Consider the following 12,315-nt stretch of genomic DNA (forward strand, 5'->3'; position numbering starts at 1 on the left):
AAAGCGGCCGCCGCAGCGGGTCTCAGGCACGGCGGTGTTCCTGACCAGCGATCCCATCAGCGCGCCGACCGCGCTGATGCACAGCCTCAAGCACTACAAGGTGCTGCACGAAAAGAACGTCATTCTCACCATCGAAACCGCGCCGACGCCGCGGATCGACCCGACCGAACGGGTGCGGCTGGAGGAGATCAGCAAGACCTTCTCCAAGGTCACGCTGCGGTTCGGATTCATGGAATCGCCGAACGTGCCGAAGGCGCTGGCGATCGCGCGCAAGATCGGCTGGCAGTTCGATATCATGTCGACGTCGTTCTTCCTGTCGCGGCGCGCGCTGAAGCCCGCGGCGCATTCCGGCATGCCGCGGTGGCAGGATCTGCTGTTCATCGCGCTCAGCCGTACCGCCAATGACGCCACCGATTACTTCCAGATTCCGACCGGTCGCGTGGTCGAGGTCGGCACGCAGGTGACGATTTGACGATTTCGGGGTGCTTGATTTTCCCAGCGTCAGAGGCGACGTTGGCGCCCGGAACGACGATAGTTTTGACGCGACACTTTGCTCCGGATGACGGGGCCACCGGAGGTTTTGATGGCGGATAATCATAGCGTTCAGGATCTGACGCCTGAAGAAGTCTCGCAAGGGATTGCCGACGGCCGCTATCTGCTGGTCGATGTGCGCGAACCCAACGAAGTCGAGGCCGAGGCCTATCCGGACGCCGTCGTGGTGCCGCTATCCGGCTTCGATTCCGCCGATCTGCCCGATCTCGCCGGCAAGCAGATCGTGTTCGCCTGCCGTTCCGGCAAGCGTTCGGTGACCGCGTCGCTGGCGGCGCAGGCTGATGGCCTGGCCTATGACAAGCACCTCGCCGGCGGCATTCTCGGCTGGAAAGCAGCGGGTCTCCCGACCAGGGCTGGCTAACGGTCCATGAACAAGATCTTTTCCGAGCTGCCCGTCACGGTGTTCGAGGCGATGTCGCAGCTTGCGCGCGATAACAATGCGATTAATCTCGGCCAGGGCTTTCCGGATCATCCCGGTCCGCTGGATATCCGCCAGGCCGCCGCCGAGGCGGTGCTGAACGGCTACAACCAGTACCCGTCGATGATGGGCCTGCCAGAGCTGCGTCAGGCGATCGCCACGCATTACCAGCACTGGCATGGTCTCGATCTCGACCCGATGACCGAGGTCATGGTGACCTCGGGCGGCACCGAGGCGCTGACGTCGTCGATTCTCGCAGTGGTCGAACCCGGCGACGAAGTGGTGTGCTTCCAGCCGGTCTATGATTCCTATCTGCCGATCATCCGCCAGGCCGGCGGCATTCCGCGGCTGGTCAGCCTGAAGCCGCCGCATTGGCGCTTGACCGAAGAGGATCTGCGCGCGGTCTTCAATCACAAGACCAAGGCGGTGCTGTTCAACAATCCCCTAAATCCCGCCGCGGTGGTCTATCCGCGCGAGGACCTCGAGCTGCTGGCAAAGTTCTGCCAGGAGTTCGACACCATCGCGATCTGCGACGAGGTCTGGGAGCACGTGGTGTTCGAAGGCTTCAAGCACATCCCGCTGATGTCGATCCCCGGCATGCGCGACCGCACCATCAAGATCGGCTCGGCCGGCAAGATCTTTTCGCTGACCGGCTGGAAGATCGGCTTCGTCTGCGCGGCGCCGAAGCTGCTGCGGGTCTGCGCCAAGGTGCACCAGTTTCTGACCTTCACCACGGCGCCGAACCTGCAAGTAGCGGTCGCCTATGGTCTCGGCAAATCCGATGCCTTTTTCGAGGAGATGCAGAGCGATCTGGCGCGCAGCCGGGACCGGCTGGCGTCGGGTCTGGAGCGGATCGGTTTCCCGGTGATCAAGTCGCAGGGCACCTATTTTCTCACCGTCGACCTGTCGCCGCTGGGGTTGAACGAGACCGACGTCGAATTCTGCAAACGCATCGTCCACGACTACAAGGTGGCGGCGATCCCGGTGTCGGCGTTCTACGAGGAAGATGTGGTGAGCTCGGTGGTGCGATTCTGCTTCGCCAAGAATGACGCCACGCTCGACACCGCGCTGGAGCGTCTGTCCGACGCGGTTCATCGAAGGTAGGAGAAATCGCATGCGCCCGGTCGTCACCCGCATCCTCGCCGCGCTGGCGGCGTCGGTCGCGCTGGCGCTACCCGCGCAGGCGCAGCAGCGCGTGGTCAATTTCTACAATTGGTCGAACTACATGGCGCCAGGGGTCCTTGAGGACTTCAGCAAGGAGACCGGAATCAAGGTGGTCTACGACACCTTCGACGCCAACGAGACGCTGGAGACGCGGCTGCTGGCTGGCAAGTCGGGTTACGACGTCGTGGTGCCGACGGCGTATTTTCTGCAGCGCCAGATCGCAGCGAAGATTTTCCAGAAGCTCGACAAGACAAAATTGCCGAACCTCGCCAATGCCTGGGACGCCGTTACCAGCCGTCTGGATGTCTATGATCCCGGTAATCAATATGCCGCCAACTATATGTGGGGGACCACTGGCATTGGTTACAACGTCAGGGCGGTAGAAAATGTCCTTGGCGCCGGCGCCAGGATCGATAGCTGGGACATCGTCTTCAAGCCGGAGGTCCTGGCAAAATTCAAGGACTGCGGCATCCATATGCTGGACTCGGCGGACGACATTTTGCCGGCAGCGCTGAATTCCCTCGGGCTTGATCCGAACTCGGCGAAACAGCCCGATCTCGACAAGGCCGCCGAACTGGTTGGCAAGATCCGGCCGCTGGTGCGAAAATTTCATTCCTCCGAATATCTGAGCGCGCTGGCGACGGGCGAAATCTGTCTGGTGGTGGGGTGGTCCGGCGATATCATCCAGGCACGCGCACGTGCCGAAGAGAGCCAGAACGGTGTCGAGATCGGCTATGTGATCCCGAAACAGGGCGCGCAGATGTTCTTCGACAATCTGGCGATTCCGTCCGACGCCGAGCATGTCGCCGAGGCGCATGAACTGATCAACTATCTGTACCGGCCCGAGGTGGCGGCGAAGAATTCCGATTATCTCGGTTATGCCAATGGCAATTTCGCCAGCCAGAAGCTGGTCGACCCGAAGATATTGAATGACAAGACCATCTACCCCGACGACGCGATGCTGCGGAAACTGTTCGTCATCACCGCGCGCGACGCGCCGACGCAGCGGGTGATCAACCGGCTGTGGACGCGGGTGAAGACGGGGCGGTAAGTGCGGCGGGCACCGATCTTCACCTCTCCCCGTGGGGGAGTGGTCGACCGGCGAAGCCGGGCGGGTGAGGGGTGTTGCACCGGCGTTCGTGACTCCCCCTCACCCGGAATCTTCGCTTTGCTCAGGCTCCGACCTCTCCCCAACGGGGAGAGGTGAAGGAAGCGACGCTTCTTCGGTAACTCACCGCCACCGCCGGTGCAGCCAAAGCCATTGGTCCGGATATTCGCGGATCCAGCCTTCCAGTACGCTGGTCACCGCCTGCATGGTGCCCTGCACGTCGACCTTGCCGTCGGCGGTTCGTACCGCCTTCACTTCTTCGGAGAGTTCGGCGCGGAAACGATGGCCGGGCAGGCGGATGATGCGGACGCCGTGGATCGGGCAGTCGACCTGACGCAGCAGCCGCGCCAGCATCGGATTGGCGTTGGTCTTGCGGCCGAAGAAATCCACTTCGACGCCGTTGCGAAACCATTGATCGACCAGCATCGCGACGTGCTGGCCGTCACTCAGCGCATGCGCCAGCTTGACCGGCGCGTCGTGGCTGGCGGCGACCATGGTGCCCATCTTGACCGCGCGGATCTCCTCGATGATGCGATTGGCGGCCTCGATGTTCGGGCGGCGATACAGCACCGTGGCGTCGAGTCCGTGGGCGACGGCGGCGAGCGCCGGCAATTCCCAATTGCCGAGATGGGCGGCGAATATCAGCGCCGGCTTGCCGTCGAGGCGGAGCTGCGCGAACAATTCGTGGGTACGCTCGGGGATTTCGATGCGGCTGAGTTCGGGATGCGCGGGATCGTGTTCCCAGACGTGATCGAGATGCGCGAATTCCGCGGCGAAGCGGCCGAGATTTCCCCACACGCCTTTGAGAATGGTCTCGATCTCTTCCGGTGATTTTTCCGGGAAGGCCGCGGTGAGATTGGCGCGGCCGATCTTGTCTTCGCGGAACAGCGGTCCGATCTTCTGCGTTATTTTTGCGAACAGGTTGGCGGTCTTGATCGGATCGAAATAGCGCGTGGTGCGCAGCAGGCCGATGGTCAGCGCGCCGACGACTGCTTCTCCCGCCGGCTTGATGGCGTCGCGGATGCGGGCCCGGGTGCGGAGAAACAGCCGCAGCATCAGAAGTGAACGATGATCTTGCCGAACACCTGGCGGCTTTCCATCCGCTTCAGCGCGGGCTCGACATCTTCCATCGCCACTTCGGTATCGATCACCGGCAGCATGCCGCCGGCCATCTTCTCGAGGCTTTCGGCGATGTTCTTCATGGTGGCGCCGAACGAGCCGAAGATCCGGTACTGCTGCTGGAATAGCTGCATCAGGTTGATGGTCGCGGTCGGGCCGGAGGTCGAGCCGCAGGTCACCAGACGGCCGCCGCGCTTCATCACCAGCAACGAGCCGTTGAAGGTGTCGGCACCGACGTGTTCGAACACGACGTCGACGCCCTTCTTCTTGGTGATCTTTCGCGTTTCGCCTTCGAAGCGATCCTTGCGGTAGTTGATGACGTGATCGGCGCCGAGCGCCTTGACGCCCTCGATCTTGGAATCGTCGCCCACCGTGGTGATCACGGTGCAGCCGATCTTCTTCGCCATCATGATGGCGACGGTGCCGATGCCGGAGCCGCCGGCATGGACCAGGACGGTCTCGCCGGGTTGCAGCTTGGCGTTGTCGAACAGCATGTGCTGCACGGTGGAAAATGCGATCGGCGCGCAGGCGGCATCACGGAAGCTGAGGTCGTCGGGCACAGGGATAACCAGCCGCGCCGGCATATTGATCAACTCGCGGGAAAATCCGTCGAGGTGGAAGCCATAAAGTCCGCCGACATTCTCGCAGAAATTATCGCGGCCCTCGGTGCATGGCTTGCAGACGCCGCAGGTCTTGGCGCCATACATCACGACCTTCTGGCCGGGCTTGAAGTTGGTCACGCCTTCGCCGACCGCGGCGATCTCACCGGAGGCTTCCGCACCAATCGCCAGCGGCAGCTTGCGCTTGGCGAAAGCCATGCCGCGAAAACCCCAGACGTCGATATGGTTCAGGGCGACCGCCTTGACACGGATCTGCACTTCGCCGGCCTCGGGCGGCGGCGGGGCTGCCTGATCGACGACAACAAGCTCACGATCGGCAACGAGATTGAGCGCACGCATGACACCGTGTCTCCGGCAATAGGTTGAAACTGATGGGGTGCGTATCGCCGGTTCACGCCAGCGCGTCAACCGGCGACGGGCAGGCTTCGGCTAAATCGGCTCGCCGGTCAGGATCAGCGAGGCGTTCTGGCCGCCGAAGCCGAACGAGTTCGACATCACCGCGGTGACGCGCGCGTCGCGGGCGGTATTGGGGACCACGTCGAACGGAATGGCGGGATCCGGAACATCGTAATTGATGGTTGGCGGAATCCGCTGATGCGCGAGCGTCAGCAGCGAGAACACGGCCTCGACGGCGCCGGCCGCCGACAGCGTATGGCCGACCATCGATTTGTTCGACGAGACCGGGATCTGCTTGGCACGTTCACCGAACACCATGGAGATGCCGAGATACTCCATCTTGTCGTTTTCAGGCGTGCCGGTGCCATGCGCGTTGATGTAGTCGATCTGGTCCGAGACCAGACCGGCATCTTCAAGCGCATTGTTGACGCAGCCGACAATCGGCTTGCCGTCGGGGCTCGAGCGGGTGCGGTGGAAGGAGTCTGCAAGTTCGCCGCAGCCAGCGACGATGCCAAGGATCTTTGCGCCACGCGCGGTGGCGGCTTCGAGGCTTTCCAGCACCAGGGCGCCAGCGCCTTCGGCCATCACAAAGCCGTCGCGGTTCTTCGCGAACGGGCGCACGGCGGCCTGTGGCTGGTCGTTATGGGTCGACAGCGCCGACAGCAGCGAGAAGCGGATCAGCGCTTCCGGATTGACCGAGCCGTCGGTCGCGACACACAAAGCAGCGTCGGCCTCGCCGCGGCGGATCGCCTCGACGCCGAGTTGGATCGCCGTGGCGCCCGAGGCGCAGGCGGTCGACAGCGAGATCGGCGAGCCCTTGGTGCCAAAGGTCTCGGCAATGTGATCGGCGACGGAGCCGAACATGAAGCGATGGTGGAAGTTCTTGAATTGGCCGCCGCTGGCGACCCGCAGCAGCTCGTCATAATCGATCGCGGCATTGCCGTTGATCGCGCGCGCCACCGCCTGACGCTGCGGCCACTCGACTTCAACGGGGGCCACCGCGAGAAACAGCGGGCCTGGAAAGTCGCCCTTGCTGCCGATGTTGGCCTGCGCGATGGCTTCCTCGGTGGCGAGATCGCCGAGTTTTTCGGAGAGGTCGGTGGAGGAGAACGGCTCGACATCGATGAAATCGATCGTCCCCGCCATCGTGGTCTTCAGGCCATCGGTCGGAAAGCGCGTGATGGTGCGAATGCCGGACTCGCCGGCGGTGAGCTTGGCCCAGTTGTCGGTCTTGCCGGCGCCGAGCGATGTCACCACGCCCATGCCGGTGACGACGACGATCGGTCGGCCGAATTTATCGCGCGTTGCTGTCATTGTGTTTTCCCGTCGGCGGTGATGTTGACGTCAATCGATCGCTTCGACGAGCGCCATGCCTTCGCCGCGCCAATGCCCGGCGCCTATCACCACGATTTGGGTGGGTGGCTTGGACATTTCAATCTCGAAGCCGGTTGAATCGTTGGGCGGAAACATCGCCCCGCGCGAGATCGCCAGCGCGGCGAGGCCAAGGCCGAGCGGAAACTGCGTTTCCAGCGTATGGCCGAACATCGTGCCGGTGCCGCGCACCGCGAGGTCGGCATGGTGCTGCAGGAAAGCGCGTTCTTCGGAGGTCACGGGCTCGGCGCCGGTGGCGCCGGTGATGATCGCGGTATCCGGTTTCAGCGGGCCGAGCTTCGACCATAGTTTCTCCAGCGAGGCGGTAACCTCGCCGGGTGCCTGGCGGCGGGCATGGTCGGCGACGACGTTCTTCAGCCGCGCGAACGGCTTGGCGCCACGCGCTTCCGCATGCGGGCGTGACTCGATCACCACGAAGGCGCCGGCCGAACCGAGGGCGAAGCCGCTGGCGGCTTCGCGGGCCCATACGGTCTCGAACTTGTTCTTCAGATTGAAGTCGTCGAACTCGTACAGCAGCAACAGGTCCTTGCGCTCGCCATTATGCGCCGCGCCGATCAAGGCGACGTCGCTCTGTCCGGCCGCGATCCGCGCCAGCGCGATGCGCGCGGCATCGACGCCGGCGGCTTCCTCGCCCATGAAGGTGCGCGACGATCCGGTGACGCCGTGCACGATGGCGATGTTGCCGGCGAGCAGGTTGGAGAGCTGCGCCAGAAACAAGGTCGGCCGCAGATCGTTCATCAGCCTGTCGTTGAGAAAACCCGGCGAAGAAGCGCCATGGGCTTCGGAATTCAGGATTCCGGAGTCCACCGCGAGATCCCGCTCGCCGCCGCCGGCGGCGACGATCATGTCCATCTTCGACAGGATGTCCTTGTTGCCCTTGAGACCGGCGGATTCCAGCGCGAGACCGGCGGCATAGGTGCCGATCCGCTGCCAGGCCTCCATCTGCCGCTGATCGCCCTTTTTGGGGATCTGCGAGTCGAACGACACCGGCGCCAGCGGGTGCACGATGTAGGGGGCAAAATGGGTCTCGTCGATATTGATACGCTTGCCGTTCAGCGCATCCCAGTGAGCGTCCGGGCCTTCGCCGAGCGAGGTCGCCAGACCGATACCGGTGATCCAGGCTTCCACCGGTTCGGAAGTCGCGTGTCGGGTTTCAGCCATGGGAAATTGCCTGTTGGGGAAGGTCGAGGCCCAAACCCTGGGCCCCCTGCGTGCCGGCAACCGCCGGCACCCCCTCGAAGCCTTGCATCTGGCTGCCCGCTACCCGGTGACGGGGAAACCGAAGCCGTGGACCAGATGCAGATATTCGAGGTTCATGATGGCGCGTTACGCGCCCTTGGCTGCGACCAGCTCGTCGATGCGGGCGCTGAGGTTCTTCAGGACGAAATATTGTTCGGTCGTCGCCTTGCCGTCATTGACCTCCTGGGTCCATTTTTCAAGCGGCAGCTTGATCCCGAACGCCTTGTCGATGGCGAAGGCGATATCGAGGAAGTCCAGGCTGTCGATGCCCAGATCGTCGATCGCGTGGCTTTCCGGCGTAATCGTGTCGCGGGGAATGTCGCAGGTTTCCGCGATGATTGTGGCGACCTGATCGAATGTGGTGGACATCATTAAGCCTTTGATAGATTGAACAGAAATGTCATGACGGCGCGGAACAGAGGGGGCTTTGCCCCGTGAAGCTCTGTCCGCCGTAAGGAGTCGATTGCCCGTATAACGGAGGGCTGCCCTCAGTTCAATGGTGGTGAGCAACTACCCACCGTGCCGAGGACATGCCGGCGGGGCATTTTGGGCGGGTTATGGCTGCGGCGCAACAATTCGGGCGCAGTCCCGCCGGCCCATCAATACGCAATCCTGGGTCTTGCGAAGCTCGGCGATGCTGACAGCAAGCCAGATCCCGATACCGGTGAGCACCGCCGTCAGTGCGAAGGCCGCGGCGTTGGCCAGCATGCGATGACGAAAGTCGTCCGGTTCGTCGCGCGGGCGCTCGAAGCGGGACAGGTCATCGGCGGCATTTGTTGCTGGACCGGCCGGCGGGTTCGGCGGCGTGGCGGAGGTCCGCGGGACAAATTTGAGCACACGGTGCTCGTCGTCCTCCCTGATGCTGGGCTGTTGTTTCGTCATCGTCGGCTGGTCCGCGATCGTTGTTGATTAATGATAGCACGGCGCGAAGTCGGCTTACTGACCAACTGCGCATGGCTCGAATGCATCATCTCTGCGCAGGATAACTCAAGTCGTTCTCGCAGCGATGTGACGGATGCGTGATGTCAACGCCCGGACCGGCGTGGCACATTGAAAATCATCGCAAATTATTACCGGAGAGATTTCATTATGGCCAACACCCGCGAACCCCTGCTGCAGCCGATCCCGATCCTGTCGCTGCGGCCGACCCAGATGACGGTGGGGATGCGGGAAGTGAAAGAGAAGCGCAAGCGGTGGCGCGAGCAAAAGTCCAAGCGCAAGCAGGCGGAATCGCTCGGCAAGCACATGATTCCGGTGGTGCTGGGCCCGGACCACAATCACTATGTGATCGATCACCACCATCTCGCCCGGGCGCTGTACGACGAGGGCGTGAAGGACATCCTGGTTACCGTGGTCGCCGACCTCACCATGGTCGACAAGGACGCGTTCTGGGGCGTGCTCGACAACCAGCGCTGGGTCTATCCCTACGATGCGCGCGGCGTGCGGCATCATTTCAACGACATCCCGAAATCAATCGCCAAGCTGAAGGACGATCCATTCCGTAGCCTCGCGGGCGAGTTGCGGCGCGCCGGCGGCTACGCCAAGGACGTCACGCCGTTCAGCGAATTCCTGTGGGCTGACCTGCTGCGCCGCCGGTTGTCGCGAAAGGATGTCGAGGCCGATTTCGACAAGGCGATGGAAAAGGCGCTCGATCTGGCCAAGAGCCAGGACGCGATCTATTTGCCCGGCTGGTGCGGTCCGGCGTCGGAAGACTGAGCCGGGTCGTCGTCGCGGGAATGGCCGGGCAGATCCCGGCCGCCCAGCAGCCGGTGCAACGCACGCTCGAGGGGGCCGCCGATCGAGATCACGGCGGTGGTGAAGAGCAGGGCGACAATGACGATTCGCCATTGCCCGGCGCCGCACAGGATGCCGACGCAGGCGGTCAGCCAGGTGCAGGCGGCGCTGGTCAGCCCGCGGATCCGGAAATGATCCGGAGCGTGGAAGATGACGCCGGCGCCGAGAAAGCCGATGCCGGTCAGAATGCCCTGGATCACCCGGCTGCCGGCATCGCTGAAGCCGACCGGCCCGACCGGATCGACCAGTACCACCACCATGGCGGTGGCCAGGCTGACCAGCGCCAGGGTGCGCAGTCCGACCGGCTTGCCATGCAGGTCGCGGTTCAGCCCGATCGCGCCGCCGGCCAGCGTGGCGACGCCAAGCCGCAAAATGATCTCCGACCATTCCATCACGGCGATCAACCTCTCATGCACTGCATCGCCGTCACTTCGGCAGCCGCCCCATCAGATAGAACTCATCATTCGGCTTGATGCTGGTGACGTTGGCCATCCGGTTGGACAGCGCGAAGAACGCCGCGATCGCCGTGATGTCCCAGATGTCGTCATTGCTGAAGCCATGCCCGGAAACCTCTGCAAGGTCCTGTTCCGACACGGTTTCCGCGGCGCGGCTCACCTTCATGGCGAAGTCCAGCATGGCGCGTTGCCGCGGCGTGATCTGCGCCTTGCGGTAGTTCACCGCGATCTGATCGGCGATTTGCGGGTTCTTGGCGCGGATGCGCAAGATCGCGCCATGCGCCACCACGCAATAATGGCACTGGTTGGCGGCGGAGGTGGCGACCACGATCATCTCGCGCTCGGCCTTGCTCAGCCCGCCTTCCTTGTCCATCAGGGCATCGTGATAGGCGAAGAAGGCCCGAAATTCGTCGGGGCGAAACGCCAACGACAAGAAGACATTCGGCACGAAACCGGATTTTTCCTGCACCGCGAGGATGCGGCTGCGGATGTCATCGGGCAGGGTGTCGAGCGCGGGCGTCGGAAAACGGTTTGTCGCGGGCTGGGTCATTGGCGGGGTCCGTCACGGCGCGAGATGCGCAGGCTGCGGACCATAGGCGATGATGGCCCCCGTGCAAGCGCGGGGATGGCAACCAGAGACTACCGCAGCGGCTTCTTCAGCAGCGAGAAGCGGTCGGGATCGAGACCGAGCGACGGCTGCAGCATTGGCGCTTCCAGCGTGCGGGCCATCGGCCGCTCGATCGCGCCGGGGTCGTTCGGGATGTCGCGATGCGAGGTGGCGCCGCGCCAGCGTTCCAGCACCGCGCTGACGAATTGCATGTCATGGCCGGCGGCGACCGACGGCGCCGTGGAGATGGTCGCCTCGGAGCGCGGCAACTGGTGCGCGGGCACGTCCTTGAACCGCAGCCGGGTCGGCAGGGCGACGCCTTCGCCAAAGGCGAGCACTTCACGGGTGCCGAGCGAGGGTACAAAGGACAGCAGGTTGGCGGCCGCGTCCGACACCGCCGAGCGCAGCAGTGTCTGGTCGCGTTCATTGGCCAGCCGCATGGCGAACAGCGTGTTGCATTGCGAAATGATGGTGGCGTCGAGTTCGGCGGGGCGTTGTGTCACCAGTCCCAGATAGACGCCGTATTTACGGCCCTCCTTGGCGATCCGCGACAATGCCTTGCGGGTCGGACCGAAACCGATGTTCCGATCGGCGGAGGCGTAGCGATGCGCCTCCTCGCAAACGAACAATAGCGGCGAGGCGCCGTCGCTCCACAGGCCGAAATCGAACGCCATGCGGCACAGCACCGAGACGACGGAGTCGACGACTTCGGCCGGGAAACCGGCGAGCTGCATGATGGTCATCGGCTTGCCGTTGGCCGGCAGCCGGAACAAATAGCTGATCACTTCCGCCATGGTGTCGCCGCCGACATTCGCGTTGTCGAACATGAAGGCGTAGCGCGGATCGTTACGGACGGTTTCGACGCGCGAAATCAGCTTGTGATAAAAGATGCGCGAGGAGCGGTTCTCCAGTTTGCCCATTCGCTCGTCGATCAGCGATATCAGGTCAACCAGGCGATAGGGCACCGGCGTATCCGCGGTGTAACCAATGGTTTTAGGATCGACCCGCTTCAGCCCGATGCGATCGGAATTCTGATATTGCGTATAAAGACCCTTGGCGACCGGGATCACCTCGGAAAGGATCTCCAGCTCTTCCGGCACACCGGGGCGGCCGCCAAACAGCACATCGACGATTTCCTCGAAATTGAACAGCCAGAACGGCAGCTTCAGATTGCGTGGATTGAGCACCATCGCGCGGCTGCCGAAGCAGCGGCCATATTCATTGTGCACATCGAGCAGGAAGATGCGCAGATGCGGGCGGACGGTGAGAATTTCGTTGAGCAGCAGCGAGACGCCGCTGGATTTTCCGACGCCGGTGGAGCCAAGCACGGCAAAATGCTTGCTCAGCATGTCCTCGACATCGACATAGGCGACAACCGACTGGTCCTGCTGCAGCGTGCCGACATTGATCTGGTCCGAGCCGCTTGGCGCATAGACGGTGCGCAGTTCCTG

14 protein-coding genes are annotated in these 12,315 nt (G+C 63.1%); 5 read left to right on the forward strand and 9 right to left on the reverse strand.

Features of this window, described 5'->3' with window-relative positions:
* From Q0S16_RS10620 to Q0S16_RS10635, 4 genes are all read left to right on the forward strand, one after another.
* A partial coding sequence (locus Q0S16_RS10620) for a KUP/HAK/KT family potassium transporter (RefSeq protein ID WP_295847971.1) occupies positions 1-472 on the forward strand: 472 nt, incomplete at its 5' end.
* A 111-nt stretch (positions 473-583) separates the two neighbouring features.
* Positions 584-913, forward strand: coding sequence for a rhodanese-like domain-containing protein (locus Q0S16_RS10625; RefSeq protein WP_295847972.1), 330 nt, complete (start codon positions 584-586; stop codon positions 911-913).
* A 6-nt stretch (positions 914-919) separates the two neighbouring features.
* Positions 920-2,074, forward strand: a complete 1,155-nt coding sequence (locus tag Q0S16_RS10630; protein WP_295847974.1) for an aminotransferase — start codon at positions 920-922, stop codon at positions 2,072-2,074.
* Positions 2,075-2,084: 10 nt separating this feature from the next.
* Entirely contained in the window at positions 2,085-3,185 is a 1,101-nt protein-coding gene (locus tag Q0S16_RS10635) for a polyamine ABC transporter substrate-binding protein (protein WP_295847976.1), read from the forward strand.
* 180 nt (positions 3,186-3,365) lie between these two features.
* On the opposite strand, the gene Q0S16_RS10640 is transcribed toward Q0S16_RS10635, so the two are convergent.
* From Q0S16_RS10640 to Q0S16_RS10665, 6 genes are all read right to left on the reverse strand, one after another.
* Positions 3,366-4,298 (reverse strand): lipid A biosynthesis lauroyl acyltransferase, encoded by a 933-nt coding sequence (locus tag Q0S16_RS10640; RefSeq protein WP_295847977.1) that lies wholly within the window; start codon positions 4,296-4,298, stop codon positions 3,366-3,368.
* The gene (locus tag Q0S16_RS10645) at positions 4,298-5,320 is read right to left on the reverse strand and encodes a zinc-binding dehydrogenase (protein ID WP_295847979.1); all 1,023 of its coding nucleotides are present in this window, start codon (positions 5,318-5,320) and stop codon (positions 4,298-4,300) included. Before Q0S16_RS10645 ends, Q0S16_RS10640 begins: the two co-directional genes overlap by 1 nt.
* A 90-nt stretch (positions 5,321-5,410) precedes the next feature.
* On the reverse strand, positions 5,411-6,691 hold the full coding sequence (locus Q0S16_RS10650) for a beta-ketoacyl-ACP synthase (protein WP_295847980.1): 1,281 nt from the start codon (positions 6,689-6,691) through the stop codon (positions 5,411-5,413).
* 30 nt (positions 6,692-6,721) lie between these two features.
* Entirely contained in the window at positions 6,722-7,930 is a 1,209-nt protein-coding gene (locus tag Q0S16_RS10655) for a beta-ketoacyl-ACP synthase (RefSeq protein ID WP_295847982.1), read from the reverse strand.
* 165 nt (positions 7,931-8,095) lie between these two features.
* Positions 8,096-8,377, reverse strand: coding sequence for an acyl carrier protein (locus Q0S16_RS10660; protein ID WP_143573138.1), 282 nt, complete (start codon positions 8,375-8,377; stop codon positions 8,096-8,098).
* Between the two features lie 186 nt (positions 8,378-8,563).
* Positions 8,564-8,890, reverse strand: a complete 327-nt coding sequence (locus tag Q0S16_RS10665) for a hypothetical protein (RefSeq protein WP_295847984.1) — start codon at positions 8,888-8,890, stop codon at positions 8,564-8,566.
* A gap of 207 nt (positions 8,891-9,097) precedes the next feature.
* Here Q0S16_RS10665 and Q0S16_RS10670 point away from each other — a divergent pair, with 207 nt between their 5' ends.
* Positions 9,098-9,724, forward strand: a complete 627-nt coding sequence (locus Q0S16_RS10670; protein ID WP_295847985.1) for a ParB-like protein — start codon at positions 9,098-9,100, stop codon at positions 9,722-9,724.
* Here the strand turns inward: Q0S16_RS10670 and Q0S16_RS10675 are convergent.
* The 3 genes from Q0S16_RS10675 to Q0S16_RS10685 form a co-directional block, all read right to left on the reverse strand.
* A complete protein-coding gene (locus Q0S16_RS10675) occupies positions 9,685-10,197 on the reverse strand; it encodes an MgtC/SapB family protein (protein ID WP_295847991.1) in 513 nt (170 codons plus the stop codon). The genes Q0S16_RS10670 and Q0S16_RS10675 overlap by 40 nt on opposite strands.
* A 31-nt stretch (positions 10,198-10,228) precedes the next feature.
* Entirely contained in the window at positions 10,229-10,807 is a 579-nt protein-coding gene (locus Q0S16_RS10680; protein WP_295847987.1) for a peroxidase-related enzyme, read from the reverse strand.
* 89 nt (positions 10,808-10,896) lie between these two features.
* On the reverse strand, positions 10,897-12,315 hold a 1,419-nt coding region (locus Q0S16_RS10685; protein WP_295847989.1), incomplete at its 5' end, for a DUF87 domain-containing protein.

The organism is Tardiphaga sp., assembly GCF_025356345.1.
GTDB lineage: Bacteria > Pseudomonadota > Alphaproteobacteria > Rhizobiales > Xanthobacteraceae > Tardiphaga.